Annotated in this window: 17 protein-coding genes; 1 reads left to right on the top strand and 16 read right to left on the bottom strand. The window is 44.2% G+C overall.

The window, feature by feature from the left end; all coding sequences use genetic code 11:
- Window positions 1-19 precede the first annotated feature (19 nt).
- The 15 genes from ACZIX4_RS04255 to ACZIX4_RS04185 form a co-directional block, all read right to left on the bottom strand.
- Window positions 20-2,548, bottom strand: a complete 2,529-nt coding sequence (locus ACZIX4_RS04255) for a S8 family serine peptidase (protein ID WP_463334368.1) — start codon at window positions 2,546-2,548, stop codon at window positions 20-22.
- Window positions 2,549-2,550: 2 nt separating this feature from the next.
- Complete coding sequence (locus tag ACZIX4_RS04250) at window positions 2,551-4,104, bottom strand: hypothetical protein (RefSeq protein WP_463334367.1); 1,554 nt, start codon at window positions 4,102-4,104, stop codon at window positions 2,551-2,553.
- On the bottom strand, window positions 4,094-5,110 hold the full coding sequence (locus ACZIX4_RS04245; protein WP_463334366.1) for a caspase family protein: 1,017 nt from the start codon (window positions 5,108-5,110) through the stop codon (window positions 4,094-4,096). The genes ACZIX4_RS04250 and ACZIX4_RS04245 overlap by 11 nt, the downstream gene beginning before the upstream one ends.
- Window positions 5,111-5,118: 8 nt before the next feature.
- Window positions 5,119-6,183 (bottom strand): alpha/beta hydrolase, encoded by a 1,065-nt coding sequence (locus tag ACZIX4_RS04240; protein ID WP_463334365.1) that lies wholly within the window; start codon window positions 6,181-6,183, stop codon window positions 5,119-5,121.
- 44 nt (window positions 6,184-6,227) lie between these two features.
- Window positions 6,228-6,614, bottom strand: coding sequence for a hypothetical protein (locus ACZIX4_RS04235; protein ID WP_463334364.1), 387 nt, complete (start codon window positions 6,612-6,614; stop codon window positions 6,228-6,230).
- Window positions 6,615-6,845: 231 nt separating this feature from the next.
- Window positions 6,846-7,394, bottom strand: a complete 549-nt coding sequence (locus tag ACZIX4_RS04230) for a DNA-3-methyladenine glycosylase I (protein ID WP_463334363.1) — start codon at window positions 7,392-7,394, stop codon at window positions 6,846-6,848.
- A 19-nt stretch (window positions 7,395-7,413) separates the two neighbouring features.
- Window positions 7,414-8,328: a helix-turn-helix domain-containing protein gene (locus ACZIX4_RS04225; protein WP_463334362.1), complete on the bottom strand. Its 915-nt coding sequence runs from the start codon at window positions 8,326-8,328 to the stop codon at window positions 7,414-7,416.
- 38 nt (window positions 8,329-8,366) lie between these two features.
- Window positions 8,367-9,170, bottom strand: a complete 804-nt coding sequence (locus ACZIX4_RS04220) for an SDR family oxidoreductase (protein ID WP_463334361.1) — start codon at window positions 9,168-9,170, stop codon at window positions 8,367-8,369.
- A gap of 161 nt (window positions 9,171-9,331) precedes the next feature.
- On the bottom strand, window positions 9,332-9,808 hold the full coding sequence (locus tag ACZIX4_RS04215; RefSeq protein ID WP_463334360.1) for a nuclear transport factor 2 family protein: 477 nt from the start codon (window positions 9,806-9,808) through the stop codon (window positions 9,332-9,334).
- An 11-nt stretch (window positions 9,809-9,819) separates the two neighbouring features.
- Window positions 9,820-10,656: an oxidoreductase gene (locus ACZIX4_RS04210; protein ID WP_463334359.1), complete on the bottom strand. Its 837-nt coding sequence runs from the start codon at window positions 10,654-10,656 to the stop codon at window positions 9,820-9,822.
- Window positions 10,657-10,674: 18 nt separating this feature from the next.
- The gene (locus ACZIX4_RS04205; RefSeq protein ID WP_463334358.1) at window positions 10,675-11,313 is read right to left on the bottom strand and encodes a putative quinol monooxygenase; all 639 of its coding nucleotides are present in this window, start codon (window positions 11,311-11,313) and stop codon (window positions 10,675-10,677) included.
- Window positions 11,314-11,318: 5 nt separating this feature from the next.
- A complete protein-coding gene (locus ACZIX4_RS04200; protein ID WP_463334357.1) occupies window positions 11,319-11,960 on the bottom strand; it encodes an SDR family NAD(P)-dependent oxidoreductase in 642 nt (213 codons plus the stop codon).
- Window positions 11,961-12,142: 182 nt separating this feature from the next.
- The gene (locus ACZIX4_RS04195; RefSeq protein WP_463334356.1) at window positions 12,143-13,072 is read right to left on the bottom strand and encodes an AraC family transcriptional regulator; all 930 of its coding nucleotides are present in this window, start codon (window positions 13,070-13,072) and stop codon (window positions 12,143-12,145) included.
- 111 nt (window positions 13,073-13,183) lie between these two features.
- Window positions 13,184-13,996 carry an SDR family oxidoreductase gene (locus tag ACZIX4_RS04190; RefSeq protein WP_463334355.1) on the bottom strand — a complete coding sequence of 271 codons (813 nt, stop codon included), beginning with the start codon at window positions 13,994-13,996 and terminating at the stop codon, window positions 13,184-13,186.
- Between the two features lie 64 nt (window positions 13,997-14,060).
- On the bottom strand, window positions 14,061-14,453 hold the full coding sequence (locus ACZIX4_RS04185; protein ID WP_463334354.1) for a GlcG/HbpS family heme-binding protein: 393 nt from the start codon (window positions 14,451-14,453) through the stop codon (window positions 14,061-14,063).
- Window positions 14,454-14,833: 380 nt separating this feature from the next.
- Here ACZIX4_RS04185 and ACZIX4_RS04180 point away from each other — a divergent pair, with 380 nt between their 5' ends.
- Window positions 14,834-15,361, top strand: a complete 528-nt coding sequence (locus tag ACZIX4_RS04180) for a VOC family protein (protein ID WP_463334353.1) — start codon at window positions 14,834-14,836, stop codon at window positions 15,359-15,361.
- A gap of 89 nt (window positions 15,362-15,450) precedes the next feature.
- Here ACZIX4_RS04180 and acs read toward each other — a convergent pair whose 3' ends face one another.
- Window positions 15,451-17,358: an acetate--CoA ligase gene (gene acs / locus ACZIX4_RS04175; RefSeq protein WP_463334352.1), complete on the bottom strand. Its 1,908-nt coding sequence runs from the start codon at window positions 17,356-17,358 to the stop codon at window positions 15,451-15,453.
- Between the last annotated feature and the right edge of the window lie 23 nt (window positions 17,359-17,381).

Raw genomic sequence — 17,381 nt, 5'->3', positions numbered from 1 at the left:
GATGAAGTACCAAATCCTATTACGATAATGACTGGTATTGTGTAAATAAATCTTTTAAAAATTTTGATGCATAGGGTGATGCAATAACCTTTTCTACAAAAGCATCCCTGGTAGAGCTTACTTTGAAAAACTCGGATGTTTCATCATTTTCAAAATCTATGATTTCGGCATAAGCCATCATTGCCGGGTCTTTATGTATAAGTTGCAGCAATTCTAACGATACCATTTCTTTAAGGCCATCATAAACTGCCGGTTCTGCTACAGCGTTTTGTGCACTGCGCCCGTTTCTTATCCACCCTCCTATAAAATCGAAAAAACCGGTAAACCCTACTTTTGCCTCGGGTGACATTACCAATCCTGATATGTTATTAAAATTAAAGCCATCAAGCGCATCAAATGCCCTTACTGCCCCCTGCCCGAAATATTTACGGTAGGCAGGATAACTTTTATCTGCTGTACCAAACAAGGCTTTACGTGCCGCCTCTACAACCCTCCAGGTGCCTGCCATACCCGAATCTTCTATTTTTTTTCGGTTATGGGCTACCCAAAGTGCAGCCGCAGCCGCTATTTGCGGGGTAGCAGATGAAGTTCCCCCACCAGATCGTAAGAAGCTATCCCCCTCTTCAAAAGAGGCCCAGGGTAAATTAGGCGTATAGGCAGCCATTGCGGTTTGCATGGCGCTATCTGGCCCCCAGTTGCCCTGCATGTTTTCGCCACCTGCCGAGCGTGTCTTTGCCCAGGAATTGGCTTCAAAATCATACGGTTCGCCATTGTAGCATACCCCCGTGGCAGCAATTACCCTCTCAAAACGCGCAGGGTACAGTATTGCCTTTGGCGATAGCTTTGCTATACCATTCCTAAAGTTATTTCCTGCGGCGGTAACAATTATAACCCCGTTTTCATAGGCCCTGTTAACCGCTTTTGCCACACGCCTGGTAGGATATCCTGCCATAGACATGGTTATTACATCGCACTTGTTATCTACGGCATAGTCTATAGCTTCAGCCACATCATTGGCATTAAATAAATTATATACCGTATCGCATACCCTTATAGGTATTACCTCTGCAAAAGGCACAGCGCCTATAGTATGGCTTTTGCCGGTGTAGGTGTCTTCTTCACTTATTACACCACCTGCCAGCAGCGCCAGGGTTGCAGCCCCGTGGCCGTCCTGCTCTGCAGGGAAGTTAGTATCTAACTCATCGATACCCTTGTTTTTACCATTCTCTTTTTTAAAAAAGCTGGTACCTAAATTTTTAAGCAGGTTTACCGGTATACTCACGTGCCCGGGGATATAACCGGTATCTATATGCCCTATCCTTACTTTAGGTGTGGCAACAGAACTTATTACTTTAGCAGATGCTTTGGCTAACTGCGAATGTTTATCATCAAGGTGCCATATAAATTCGGTTTCAGAAGCATCGGGCTTCGGCCAATTTATCAGATAATTGTTTTCTGCCTGCGACCTTGAAAATTCGCGCACCTTAAATGGTGATGTTACATCGGGCTCTACAAACTTTACATTAGTATCCTGCAAATATTTCTCATAAGCCGCATCCCAACCGGAACCTTCGTTTTTTTCAAAACGTGTTTCGCCGCCGGTAAGGCTCCTGCTTCTGTGTGGTGCGTTAAGTTCTACGATAAGGCCCGATGCTGTTTCATTATCTTCTGCCGGTGCCTGGCGTGTGTCTTCTGCCCAGTCAATCACAGCACCATTTACATCTATAATAAAAGGCAGGCTGTCTGTAAAATCGTATTGACTGTTGCCGTACTTGTACAAAGCAGGCTTTTGCCCCGCGTCAAATCCTTCCAGTATTTTTGCATACAGGTTTTTATAAGTTACAGCGTTGTAGCCCAGTACGTTTTTAAGCTTTGAGGTAAACATACCGTTACCCCACACTTCCATAGCTTCCTCATCGTCCTGGCAGGCGCCAAATTGCAGTACAAACGCAGCTATGCTGTTTTTATCTATGTTATTATTCTTTTCTTTCTCCTTATACAATTCCTCGTTTGCCTTAAAGGTCCTGTACATTATAGACAGCGGTGCCATACGGCTCCTTCTCGCCATTTTTGGGTCACTCGAAGTTGGCTCTGCAACTGCTGTTAAACGTGCTATGCTCCCGGAATGGCAGCTATCTGAAAAGACAAGTATGCGTACCCCTTCTCCAAATCCCGAAAAAAGTACAAACAACTCGTCGTCTATCATTTGCTGGTCATAAAGGCACCAGGTTTCATCCATAATATCGCCTTTACCATTATCCCGTTTTTCGTCACCGTTAAGGTCGGCAACAGAACCTCCGTGGCCGGCATAGGAAATAAAAAATATGTCCCCCTTTTTAAGTTTCCCTGCTGCCGATACTATAGCGCCCTTTACATTTTCTATAGTAGCGTCGGCAGTAAGCAGCTTCTGCGTTTCATAACCTGCTTTTTTAGCGATGCTTTCATATACTTCAGCATCATTTTCGCAGCCACCAAGTACACCGTCCCATCCGGCATAATGTGCTGGTGATACGGCATTAAGCCCAATGTGTAATGAGATACCTTTCATAATTATATATCGTTAAAATTTTTTCTCAGGGTGTCTATGTTTTGACTGCTGTACAATTGGTTAAGAGGGACAGTACCTTCTTTACCTAATGCACGGGTAGCTTTTTGTACCATTTGGCTGCTGCCAATAATGGTATTTACCGTTTCCTTTACTAATGAAGGGGTTACCATAAGCTGGCGGGCCACTTCTTTTACGTTTGTTATTGCGCTAAGTTCTTCTACTATTGCCTGGTGCAGTTCTTTAGGTTTCTTTTCGGCAGAGGCCATTACAGCAGAAGCCGTATTTGATATGCTCATAATAGATTTTGCAAGATCTGACTCCAGTATGGCCTTTACCGCCTTATCTCCTGTAGACTCATGCTGTAGTATAGGCAATGGCTTATAAGTTGTAAAGACTGAATTGTGCATAAGCCCCGGCGACATTTTTTCCATAACAGAATCTTTTTCTATTATTTTAGGGTAGAGCAGCACAGCCTCAAGCAGCGCCCTGGACGAACGTAACAGCATTGGCGGCTCTGTGGCAACACCATCAGGGAAAGGCTCATTAAAAAATGTTGCTTTAAGTATGTTCAGTGCTATAACATCGGGGCAGTCTTTGCCCAGTATTTTTTCAAGGTTGCCTATTACCTCCCTGTAAAGGTTTTGTGTTTCTATACTGCTTGATGTGGTGGTAACATTATGCTCTTTTGCAAAATACACGTGTGCGGCCAATATGCCCTTTAACGGATTTTCCCATTTACGATCTTCAAATTCCTCCATCAAACTATCGGGCACATAGTATATACCGTTGTAGAGTTTTTGCAGTACCCCTTCTATCTGCAATGTATCTTTTTCAAGCCTTTCCGGGGAATCCAGATGATAAACCGGTTTTATAACCGAAAGGCTTGCCGTGTTGAACAGTGGTATATCGGTAAAGAAAAGGCAAAATTCTGTTTGCCAGTCCGCAAAAACACGTAGCGGTATTTCTAAAGGCTCTACATTCCCTACTCCCTTAAATATAAGGTAGTAATTACCCACAGGCAGTTTTGAATTAAAAGCAAGCCATCCGTTTTTTTCTTCCTTTTTAACGTGCTTACCTGCTATAGAGCAAATGGTTTGGCGCCGCTCATTAAGCAATATAAACCTCCTGAATGGGTTAAGCTTATCATTTGCAGCGCGGTCAGTGGCCTTACCGTCTACTATTTTCTGCTGGAAAAAAATATACAGGCTGCCGGAATCTGCTTTTTCTAAACGGGCATCTACGGCAGTTGTTTCTGTTGCACCGTATTTGTGGAACATCCTGCGGTAATCTGCAGGCAGGTCAAGGTCACTGTATTGCTTATTGTATTTCTCAATTTCAAAGTCAACATGTACATCTTTTTCTAATGCCACAAACTGCTTCTTAACCACTTCATTATATGTGGCTTCTATACAATATAATCCTTTTTCGAGTGATAAAGCCTTAGCAAAGAAGAATCCGGTAATTTCTGCCATAGCGGCATCATACACCTTAAAGTAGAAAAATTCAGCAAAAGGCCCCACACCTTGTATGCTTAGTGTAAATTTTTCAGTATTCATATGTAAAAGGGTTTGTTGAAAATTCTACTGCAAAAAGCTCCTTATCTGCGTTGTTATCACCGCTTATCATGTACAGCCCCTGGGGCAATTGCAGCTGCCAGCTATCGCCTACAGCTACAGTAGCGACCTTAATAGGTGTAATGGCCGGTGCACCATAAAGCGTTATATGGCCTGCCTTGGTAAACTTAATAGTAGTACTTATATCAGGAACAGCACCAGGTTTAATAACAAAGTTACCTACAGTCTTTGGCATGCTTAATTGCGCATTTTGGACATGTCCTTTCGCAGCAGCTAATTCTTTTGTGCGCCTGGCCACAAAACTGTGAAGCGAGTTAACAGTAATATCCCCTGTAAGTGGGTCAGCTGCACCTCCTTTAAGGCCTTCAATAAGCGCTTTAGAAAAATAACCTGTAATATAGGATCCTGTAGCATCATTTACCCATCCTTCGCGGGCTACATCCTCATAATCAGTGGCATGCATTGTCATAATATTATTGCACTGCCTGCCACCAAGCCTGGGCCAGCCTACAGCGGGCTGTAAACCCTGCACCCCAATTTTCCTGGTACGGCAGCAATCTAAAAAGAAATATACCTCGTCAAATAAATTTGATGTAACAAAATAATTAAGATACGCATTTGTAGACATTGCATAATGAAGCCTTGATTCTGACCACTTAGGGAGGCACAGGCTAACATCGCTCCAGCTTACACCAATACCATGCCCCGAAAAAAAGAAATATAACCTGCGATACCCTGTTTGCTGGCCTTGATCCATAATTTCTATGAGGGCATCATCTATATCGTCTATTATGGGTGGATATGGTGCCTTGTCCAAATCATTTATGTTTTCAATAAATTTTATATTGTTCAAAGGCACATCCCCTCCTGTGGCGTCGTTAAGCCATTCGCTAAAGCTTAGCGCATCACTAATAGGGGCATCAAGGCACTTTAAAACATCATAGTTTTTTATCCCTATAATTACGGCGTAATCCTGGTCGTTTGCCATTTTTCGGTTTATTTAGATAGTATATACGCTATGCTGTCCATGGTTATTTCTCCATCGTCATCAAAAGCACCGTGCTTTTGCGAACCGCTTTTTAAACCATCAAGGGCACCTTCATCAGTTACCGAGTAAATGGTCCTGTTTTCGGCTGCCTTAAAAAAGCCAATTATACTATCCAGCACTGCATCACCTCCGTAAGGCGTATTGCCAAGGTGGTAGCGCTCCATACCTAAAATGTAAGCATCGTCCTCATCTTCTTCCAGGATGCCGCTTATAAGGTACAGCAGTGAGCGGGTATATAAAAATGGCACCAGGTGGTCTTTTATTTCAACGGAATCATACATGGTAAACATCCTAAAGTTTTGCACCATGGTCGAGTTAGCCACAACATTTTCATTAAACAAGTCGGCACGGCAGGCAGGTGCCATAAAAATAATGTTCCTTATTTCGGCCTTTACCCCCAGGCGTTGCAGCTCTGCTACCATATGGCAAACGGCTATGGAACCTGCAGAGTGGCCTATAAGGTCTAAGGTTATGCCCCCGTCTTTAGAATATTCAGCAAGCTTTTTAAGGAAGTAAGCACCGGTATGCATACTTCCAGGAGCGGTACCCGGGGCATCTTCAATCCACAAATCGCGGGCCTTATCTTTCATGGCGCCCCACAGCCAGCAGCCTATATCTGCTATATATACCTCACGCAGTATTTCTTCTATAATGGTGGGGTAAAAACCGTGGTCGCGTTTACTTACATGCCTCTTAATTACTTTATATATAATTTTAATTGCTGCTTTTATAACGCCTGCCCACGAAAAGAATCCCTTAGTGCCTTCCTGGTCATTTCCATCAAAAAGTTCGGGCTTCAACAACTCCTTTTCTTCATCAGAAAGGGCATTGAATGCTTCCTCAAACTCTTCGGTGCTGCTAAATTCATACTCTACTTCTGCGTAGATACGGTTTTCCAGCTGTATATCGTCCATTGTTTCAATGCGGTTGGCAGCCTTTTTACCTTCATCAATACTGTAATCTTCAAAAGGCGCCTCGCGTGAAAGCTCAACTTCAATTTCGTTGTATTCCATTCCCCCCACACCTTTGGTACCTACTAAGGTATCGGCATCTATACCTAACTGCTCCCCTGCAATTTTAATAACCCTTTTAAGGATAGCTTTTGCATTTTAAGGATAGCTTTTGCAAAAGAGGTATTTATAGATGAACCAAGGTTTTGCTTGATGGTTTCAAGAGGGCCGGTTTCCCAAATAAAAGATACTGGGTGTACGCCGGTTTTTTCCAGGGTCTTTTTGGTAAACCGCTTTGCCGTATCCATGCCCGACTCCTCATCTACAAGCCCGCCGTGAAAGTATACGGCAATGCGCTTTTTATTATTTTGTTTCAGGTATTCAAAAATGGCGTCTACATCTGCAGGTACAGAATCATAGGCAGTATTGCCCGAAGCGGAAAATGTACCATTTTTACCGGCATTGATGTAATATAATTTTGAAAGTGTATCCATAGTAAGGTTTTTGATGGTGATTAGTATAATTGGTGGTTAAATTTAACCAAATTTTATGAGCCGCATATACCCATCAATAGGTATTTTATTCACATCAAAAACATAGAACACTAAAATACAACACATTAAATTTATACCTGAGAAAATATTTCATATTGATTTAACAGCAAAAAAAACCTGCTTGTATGTAAGCAGGTTTTTTTTGCTGAACCGGGAATACCCCTGTAAATCTTATTTTATTGCCCACATGGGGTTTAGCTTTAGTATCTCTTTATGTACCGGGCAGTTTTCGGCATGGGCGCCCTTGAGGTAACCGATGCTCATTAAAAACTCATTTACAATTTCGCCACCTGTAAACCGGAATGTCTTTTTAAACAGTTTTACCCATTCATCCTTTGTTTTGGGGTGATGGTGTTCCAGCCATCTTTCAAACGAACCAAATTCCTTTTGCAGGCCAAGGATAGTCTTTGCGTTTTCTATAGCGGCATTTACCTTCAGCCTGTTACGTATTATACCGGCATCAGCCAGCAGCCTTGCACGGTCTTCTTCGGTATAGGCTGCTACTTTTTCGATACTGAAATTACTGTACGCCTGCCTGAACGACGCTTCTTTTTTAAGGATGGTTTCCCAACTCAGGCCTGCCTGGTTTATTTCTAAAATCAGCCTGCCAAACAGTTCATTATCATCATGTATCGGGAAACCGTAATGGTTATCGTGGTAATTTTGGTGCAGGCTGCGGCTGGGTTCCTTCATATTAGGGATATAACTGCAATAGCTCATAATGTATCTGTTAGTTGTTTTAATTAAAAGAGTGTTTAAATGCTACAGGTGTAAGTTTTGTGCGGCGTTTAAACAGCTTGCTGAACGACTGTTGCTGTGCAAAGCCCAACTTAAAGGCGATTTCCCCTACCGACATTTCGGTTGTGGTGAGGTACTCCTTTGCCACTTCTATAAGCTTGCTGTGTATGTGCTGCTGCGCATTTTGCCCCGTTACCGAACGCAGCATATCGCTAAGGTAGCGCGCCGAAACATTTAGCTTGGCCGCAAGGTAATCTACCGTGGGCAAACCGTTTTCCATAGGAATGCCCTGCTCAAAATACGCATCCAGAACCTGTTCTAAACGGGTTAACAGCTGGCTGTTAGCAGGCTTACGGGTTATAAACTGCCGCTTGTAGTACCTGTAGCAGTAATTAAGCAGTACCTCTATGTGAGACACCAGCAAATCCTGTGTGGTATCGTCTATATCAGAGTTCAGTTCGTCCTGTATATTACCAAATATCTTCAGGATGGTTTGCTTTTCCTTATCCGACAAAAAAAGCGCCTCACTGGCAGCATATGAAAAGAAACCAAAATTTTTAATGCGTGTGGCAAGCGGGTAGCCCGTTATCAGGTCCGGATGGAAAAGTAATGTATAACCCGACAAATCTTTATCGCCCTCTCCCCTTGCCAATACCTGATTTGGCGCCACAAAAGCCATGCGGCCTTCGTCAAAGTCATAGCTGTGCTGGCCATAGCCTATTTTCCCTGTAAGGTTCAGCTTGTACGAAATTTTATAGAAGTTAAACACAAATGCCTCAGGCTGTTCGTCAAACGGCGTTTGCATATCGGCATAGTTTACAAGGCTCACCAAAGGGTGCAGGGGTTTGGGAAGCCCCAAAACCCTGTTAAGTTCTGAAAGTGAATCAAATTTTGCAATCTTACCCTGCTTTTTCATAACTATTGTGTGGTAGTTTACCGGATGCAATTTACTTATTATGCAAACGCGCCCTTAATTTTTTTGTAATGCGCCTCGGCACCGTTTTGCTCCCTTTCAGTGTATTGGGCTATGGCATCGGTACCGGCCACATACCTCAATTGGTCTTTGCCGTCGGTTGCGGCATCGTAAATTATATTGGCAATATTTTCTGCCGTTGCAAACTGTTCTACCTTTTCGGGGCTGTAACCCTCCATAACCTTCTGTTCCAACACCTTGTAAGCCTCATGCTGGCCGCCATCAAGCGAACGCCCTGCAAAATCGGTCTGTATGCCACCCGGCGCTACTACTTTTACCTGCACGCCAAATTGGGCAAGCTCATACGCCAGGCTTTCTGAAAATCCGTCCATGGCGAACTTCGTAGCCGAATATACCGAACAGGTAGGATAACCGAACAGCCCCAGCATAGATGAAACATTAACAAAGACTCCTTTACCCTGTGTACGGAAATGCGGCACAAAAGCTTTGGTAACCCTGATAACCCCAAGCAGATTGGTGTCTAACTGCCGTGTAATCTGTGTATCGGTTAATGATTCCAGTACGCCTACAAGGCCATAGCCCGCATTGTTCAGCACCACATCTACCGAATGTTTGGCTAGGGTTTCTGCCACTGCTTCATTGATTTGGGTTGCATCAGAAACATCAAGCTTTAAAAGCGTTACGTTACCCAGTTTGGTAAGTTCTGTTTCTTTTTCAGGGTTACGCAGGGTAGCGATTACATTCCAGCCCTTTGACTGGAACAATACAGCGGCGGCTTTCCCCACTCCCGAAGAAGCGCCCGTAATAAAAATTGTCTTTTGCATGTTCTTGTTATTAAATTTTGATACTGCAAAGTTTTAAAGAAATACAGCCAGCGGTGTTCCCCTATTGAGTTATGTTGTAGCCAAAATGACGTGCTGATTTATAAACAACACAAAAAAAATCCCAACCTGATTTTGGGTTGGGATTAGAGTTAATATGCTAATTATTCCTGTACCGTTATGCGCTTCATAATATCAGCAAACTGTATTCCATCCAGGAAGGCATCAACCTTTACAATCTTACCGTTTTTCATCTGCATAAACCAGGCATACGACATGTTGTAGGGTTTACCGTCTTTGGCAGTAGCCTTGCCATCCATGCGTACAATAACCACATCGCCTTCGGCATAAAGCGCACGTACTGTAGGTACTATTTTTTGCGAAAGGCGCAAGTTCAGCGGGTTTATCACCTCGTCCAAAAACTGCTTTTTATTAGTATAGGTTTTAGATAGGGGCGCACTGCCGTTTATCGTCCACTGCACATCATCGGTCAGCAGTTCAAAAAAACTGCCTTCGCCTTTGGTCCAGCGTTCAAAACCTGCTTTTACTATCGCTTTGTTTTCTTCCGGGGTTTGTGCCTGTACTACAACACCTGTGGCGGCAAACAACAGTACCACCATACTTTGCTTAATGCGTTTCATGATATTGTGTTTTAATTATCAAATCCTGTAGACAGGGTTATATGCTTAGACTGTTCAAATTCCTCCTGGAGCCAGGCGGCCTTTTGCGTGGCTATTTTGTAGGCATCTTCTCCCAGCAATAGCCTGAAAGGTGGGTTCTCAGCTTCGGTAATGTTCACAATGGCCGCTACTGCCTTTTCGGGGTCGCCAGCCTGCTTACCATTATTGGCCAACAGTATCTGTTTAAAGTTGCCCGCAGTGGCATCGTAGTCGGCTATGGCATGTTGCGCTACGGCCAGCGAGCTATCTAAAAAATTGGTACGGAAAGCCCCCGGCTCTATCAGGGTCACTTTAATGCCCAGGTTTTTCACTTCGTGGTACAGTGCTTCGGTGTAGCCTTCTACGGCGTATTTTGCCGCATTATAAATACCAAAGCCCTGAGTACTCCTTACCCCTTGTATAGAACTAAGGTTTATAATATGCCCCTTGCCCGCTTTGCGCATTACCGGCAGCACATTCCTGGTCATCCTTATTGATGCTTCAAAGTTTATGGCCATCACCTGGTTAACTTCGGCTTCGGTAGCCTCTTCTATAGCCCCGGCAAAACCATAGCCTGCATTGTTTATCAGTACATCTACAGTGCCATATTTTTCGGCTATTGCAGCTACGGCATCTTTTACGGCGGCTTCGCTTGTTAGGTCAAGCGATACCACCTCAAGTTGCGGATTGGTACGCAGCACAGCATCAAACTTGTCTGCATTACGGGTGGTGGCTATCACCCTCTGGTCCCTGCTCAGCAGGTATTTTACTGTTGCCAGTCCCAGCCCTTGTGAGGCGCCGGTAACCAGCCATGTTTTTGTATTTTTCATGATTTTTATTTTAAAATTTTAACTTACATCTTCAGCAAACAATACAAAACTGATAACCGGCGCTGTAACCAACTGCTGCACACTGTTTACCAGAGTAGCAGTGGTTTGCAACGCATTATGGGCATCCAGGTGTGCCTGGGTTTCCCAGCGTTCATACAGTACATACCTGTTTTCATTGCCCTCCACAGTATGGAAGTGGAACTCCACATTGCCGGGTTCCTGCCTCACCTGCGGTACAAAATCATTGAACAATGCTACCAGTTCAGTACCCTTTCCGGGCTGTACCTCAAAGTGTACAATCAGCGTGGTAAGCGGCCTGTGTTGCTCCTTTATCCGGCTGCTTTCTAATGGCAAAATGTCGGCCAGGTAATTCATTTCAATGGGTGCCGTGAGGTGGCCGTTTTGCAGGTCGAATGCCCCTTGTGTATAAGGTTGGGCAAAGTGATACTCCAGTGCTGCCCTGCTTTCCCAGCGCTCAAAAAAGTAAAAGCTATCAGGCTCACCTTCGGCCTTATACAGTTCCATTTTATAGTTACCGGGTTCTGTCCTTGCGCCCAGTACATCGGCCAGCAGCGCTGCTTTGGCTACTTCAGCACTCTCTGGTTTAGCGGCTACCTTTACAAAAAGGATAACCGTTTGGTTTTTACTTGTTTCCATGATTTTTATTGTTGATGTTCTACAGCATCCCTTTCACTGTACAATTTCCAGAACAGGTTAGCCAGCACTTCCGGCGAATGGGTTTCACTCTCCGGTGAAATAAGCCCCGCTACGGTAAGCAGGCCTACGTAAATATTATCCTGCTTCAGCCTGTCGCTTAGCTGGTACGCCAGGCTGCGGATACCCGCCTTGCCTATAGACAGCGAACCATAGTCGGCACTTGGTGTAATGCCGAAGCCACCGCCGGTAAGTAAAAAGGCGCCCTGCTTTTGTTTAAGGCCGGGGTAAGCGGCTTGCACAGTGTGCAGCGCATTGGCTACATTTGTGGTAAACTCCTGCGTAAGGCTTTCGCTTGTTTCCTCAAAAATGTCTTTTGCCTTAAGTACGGCAGCATTATACAGCACGGCGTCAAACCCGCCCACCGTTGCAGAAAGCGCGTTTATGGCATTGCCCAACTGTGCGGCATTACCGGCATCGGCTGTAGCATAACGGATAACTATCTCTTCAGCGGCAAGCTCCTGCTTTATGGTTTCAAGGTTTTGTGCATTACGGCTTATAAGGTTTACGGTAAAGCCTTCGGCGGCAAATTTTCGGGCAACACCCCTGCTTAAACCCGGGCCTGCCCCAATGATCAGTATTGATTTCATGGTTATAAAAATTTATTGTTTTAATACTGATACAAAGTTCGGTACACACCCTGCCTTACCCCTTAGCCATACCAAAGGGGGTATTATTAAAATCAAAGATTAAAGTATTACAACTTGATTTTCAGCAATAAAAAAAGCCTTCCACATAGTGAAAGGCCTGTACAGTAATGAATATGTTTTACTTAAAAACTCCGCCTGAACTCTGCCGGGGTTACACCCGTGTTCTTTTTAAAGAACTGGTTAAAGTTAGGCTGGTCTGCAAAACCTATACTAAAGCTTATGTCCTGAAGGCTCCAGTCGGTTTGTACCAGCAGTGCCTTGGCTTCGTCCAGTATGCGGTTGCGTATGTGGGTACTGGCGTTTTGGCCGGTATGCTTTTTTAAAACCGCATTAAGGTAGTTAGGGTGCATTTGCAGGTCGCCCGCAAATTCCTTGGCCGTTTTTATACGGATGGGCGTATCGTAATTAATGCCCGAGGTTTCTTTTTCCAGCAGCGCAAAAAAACTGTGTATGTGCGAGAAATCCTGGGTTACCACGTCGGGCTTGGGGTAGCGTGCCACCTTCATGCTCTCTACCATAAGCAGCTGCAAAAAGGCCTGCAGGGCATCTTCCCTAAAGTCGGCATTGTCCTTGTCCTGCTCTTCCTCCTGCATCTTTTCAAAATACTGGATAATGCGCGGCACCTCATTTTCAGCCAGGCGGATAACGCTCTTGTCCTTATCGGTAAACAATGCAAAGCGGTCTATAATTCCCTTAAGGTGTGTGTGGTGGTTTATGAATGTTTTTTTAAAGAGTACATAATACCCACCCGATTCTTCCGAAAGGTTTTTCCACGATATAATATCATTAGGGTGTATGTACAGCAGCGTAGGCTCCTCTATATAATAGGTATTAAGGCCCATAGTAAACACGCCGCTGCCTTTGGTAATCAGCAGCACCTTATAAAACTCGCGCCGGTTTGGCGACAGGTAGTTGCGGCATTCGTGCTGTTCGCGGTTAAACACACGTATGGTCCAGTCTTCAAAAAATTCGCGGAATACCGGAATCATGTCCGGCAGGTCGCGCAGGGTATTAATTTCCTTACTGTCAAGTGTTTCTCGTACCATCCTCATAGCTAATTGGGTATTGTAAAGCTAATTAAAAAAACAATTACTTTGATACTTTGATAAAACAATACGGACGGCACTATTGCCGTCCGTAAAGATTATTGCATTTTTTGGGGATTAAATGGTGTTTTCCCAGGCTTTAAGCTGATGCTCTTTCAGCATGTCTTCTACAAACTGTGGCACCACATTACGGAATTTACCGGTGTCTGATGGCACTATCTGTATCATGGCATCAATCATCTCCTGAGGATCAAGCCTGCCTTGTGGTGTACCAAGTAGCGAATCGAAATTGGCTTTCATATCGGCACGTTTGGTAAAGTTAACCTCATCATCTAACCAACGGAAGGCGTTTTCGGCCATAGTTTCGTTGTAGCCGGTAAGGTAAGCACCCGGGTTAATGGTTTGTATTTTAATGCCGTAAGGGTTCAGTTCATCGGCAAGGGCTTCGGCTACGGCTTCAAGGGCGTGTTTGGTAGATACATATATACCGTAACCGCTTGGGGTAAACAGCCCACCCATAGAAGAGGTAAATACTATTTTGCCTTTTTTGCCTTCCCTTATCCATTTGGCGCTAAAGCCTTGTGAAAGCTGAAGCGGGGCAAACACGTTGGTTTCATAGTTGGCACGTACCAGGTCTAGCGGGATTTCAAATACCGGGCCGCTTTCGCCTATACCTGCATTGCTGAAGAATACATCGATATCCAGTTTCAGTGCATTTTTAACGTCGTACTTGTCAAGGATGTCCAGTTTTATAACGGTAATGTTGTCTTGCAGGCCTGCTGCTTCTACTTTTTTACGCAGTGCGGTAAGTTCCGGTGCTATTTGCACACCTGCGTAAATTTTGTGGCCAAGTTTTGCAAGGCCAAATGCTGTTCCTTCACCAAATCCGGAACCTGCTCCGGTAATAAGAATTGTTTTTGTTGTTGACATGATTTCTAAAGTTTTAATTGTTTGTAAAAATTTTATGTAATATGATTAATTGTTTCTTAAGGAATTATAGTTGGCTGCCTGCGGTTGCTATTTCAAAATCCTGGTCAGGGCTGCCGCCGCTTACGCCTATGTAAGCTATTATTTCACCTGCCTGTGTTACCGGTACACCACCTTTAAAACCTACCAGTCCGCCGTTTGTAAGTACCATACCGTGGGTTTTGTTTTCGGGGTTTAAAAACTCGCCTACCGCTTCAGAGTTCATCCTGAAAAGCATGGCGGTTTTTGCCTTGCCCATTGCTATATCTATAGAGCCTAAGTAGGCATTGTCCATGCGGGTAAAGGCTTTAAGGTAACCCGCTGTGTCCAGCACGGCTATGTTTGCAGGTACACCCAGTTGTTGTGCTTTTTCAATAGCTTTTTCTATTGATGCAAAAGCTTGTTTTTGATTTGCTTCCATGATACTTTGTTTTTGAGGTTATTGTTTTGTTTTATTATCCTGTTTTGTATGAAGCAAAGTTCGGCACAAACAAAGAGGTAGTTTATAGCGATACCAAAGGGGGTATTATGAAAATCAAAGATGTGGTGAAAAAAATGTTTTTTTATTTACCAAAGAACAGGTAATACGCTGTAATATAGCAGTATACTTTAATAGTGCGCACGTGTGTATACGGGCGCGTATATCTATATAGCAACGTCTTTTTTACCCATTTCCCAATCCTTCAAAACGCCATATTTGATTTTCATAATAAAGGCTGTGATAATGCTAAGCCCGGGCACGCCCCCTTGCCCGAACTTTGTATGAGTAAAATTTTAGAAACAATTAAATCTTTTTAAATCATGAAAACTTTTATTAAAAACACAGCCATCGCTTTAACCCTTATTGCAGCAGTAACCGTAAACGCCCAGGAAAAAAGGGACGTAAAAATGCCGGCGCTTAACCCTGCCAGCCCACTGGCCGGCCTTAGCGGCAACCACGTAGGCCTGCGCGTACCTGATTTTAAAGCCGCTGTAAAATGGTATACCGAAAAACTGGATTTCCGTGTGGTGCACGAGTGGGATTATGCCGATGAAAAGCTTGCATATATAGCCCCGGCCAACTCTAATGCCTTTATGATAGAGATACTGGGCAATGGCAAACTGAACACACAGGTAAAATATAACGACCTGGGCAAAAGCCTTGAAGAACCGGGCTACCACCACCTGTGCCTTGAGGTAAATAACATCGAAAAAACCGTAACCGAACTTAAAAAACGTGGCGTTACCGTAGTAGGCGATATTTTTTACCTGCCTGCCATAAGCCGTAAGCTGGCCTTTATACAAGACCCATGGGGTAATATGATAGAACTGGCTGAAACGGTAAAATAAGTAACCTCGCATAACGCAAAAAGCCCCACGATTAACGTGGGGCTTTTTGCGTTATCCAACTAAAATGAGACCGTTTGGGTTGCCTCATTTTATACTTTGCCGTTCTTGATTTCTTCTACAATTTCGGGATTCAGCAGTGTGCTGGTATCGCCAAAGTTACTGAAGTCGCCTTCGGCTATCTTGCGGAGTATACGGCGCATAATTTTACCCGAACGCGTTTTTGGCAATCCGCTTACAAACTGTATTTTATCGAGTTTGGCAATAGGCCCTATGTGGCTGGAAATATGTTCGTTTATTTCCTTAACAAGGTTTTCCTGCTTTCGCCATGCACCGGCTTCTTTTAGTATAATAAATCCGTAAAGCGCATTGCCCTTCACATCGTGCGGGAAGCCCACAATAGCCGATTCGGCCACCGAAGGATGTTCGTTAATGGCATCTTCTATAGGCGCCGTACCCAGGTTATGGCCCGAAACGATAACAACATCGTCTACCCTGCCCGTAATGCGGTAATAGCCTACTTCATCCCTTAATGCGCCATCTCCCGTAAAATACTTACCCGGATAAGCAGAGAAATATGTTTCCTTAAACCTTTTGTGGTCGCCCCAAATGGTACGTGCCATACCCGGCCACGGGAATTTAATACACAAACTGCCCACTACCTGGTTGCCCTCTATCTCGTTTCGGCGCTCATCCATAAGTACCGGCTGAATGCCCGGTAACGGCAGCGTAGCATAGGTAGGCTTTGTAGGTGTTATAAACGGCAGGGGCGATATCATGATGCCGCCCGTTTCAGTCTGCCACCAGGTATCAACAATGGGTGATTTCTTTTTACCCACGTGGTCGTTATACCAGTGCCATGCTTCCTCGTTAATCGGCTCACCTACAGAGCCTATTACTTTAAGTGAGGTAAGGTTGTGCCCGTCTACCCACTTCCAGTCTTCTTTGGCAAGCGAACGTATGGCTGTAGGTGCCGTATAAAACTGGGTAACTTTATGCTTATCTATCACTTCCCAAAAACGCCCAAAATCAGGGTAAGACGGTATGCCTTCAAAAATAACTGTAGTGGCCCCGTTTAGCAGCGGGCCGTATAGTATGTAAGAGTGCCCTGTTATCCAGCCAATATCGGCGGTACACCAGTACACATCGTTTTCTTCGTAGGCAAATATGTTTTTGAAGGTATAAGCAGCATACACCATATAACCGGCAGTAGTGTGTAACATCCCTTTTGGCTTGCCTGTAGAACCCGATGTATATAATATGAACAGTGGGTCTTCGGCATCCATAATCTCCGCTACGTTGTTGTCTATAGCCTCATCAAGAAGCGGCTGCAGCCACAGGTCGCGCCCCTCCTGCATATTTATTGTTGCATTGGTACGTTTTGCCACCAGCACATTTTCTACCGATGGGCAGGTTTTAAGGGCTTCATCCACAATACCTTTAAGGTCTATGGTTTTGTTGCCACGGTAACCGCCGTCAGATGTTATTACCATTTTACAACCGCAGTCTATTATCCTTGCGGCCACCGCAGATGCCGAAAAGCCTGCAAAAACCACCGAGTGTATGGCACCTATCCTCGCACAGGCCAGTACAGCAACGGCAAGCTCGGGGATCATGGGCAGGTAAATGCATACCCTGTCGCCTTTTTTAATGCCTTGTTCACGCAGTACATTGGCCATTTTAGAAACCCGTTCATACAGCTCGTTGTAGGTTATGTGCTGTGCCGGTTCGTCGGGGTTATTGGGTTCAAAAATAATAGCGGTTTTGTTGCCCCGTTTGGCAAGGTGGCGGTCTATGCAGTTCTTTACAATATTAACTTTAGCATTGGTAAACCATTTAAAATCGGCTTCCTGCATGTCAAATTCAAGTACTTTATCCCATTGCTGGTACCAGGTAAAATTTTCATGGGCTATACGGTCCCAAAATTTGCGGGGCTCGCGTATGGATTTATTGTAATGCTTAAAATATTCTTCAAAATTACTGACTTTGTAATAGCTCATTTTCAGTTTGTTTATTGTTATAG

The organism is Flavobacterium niveum (assembly GCF_055231775.1).
Note: the sequence above shows the minus strand (reverse complement) of the source record. Positions and strands in the feature narration are given on the sequence as shown.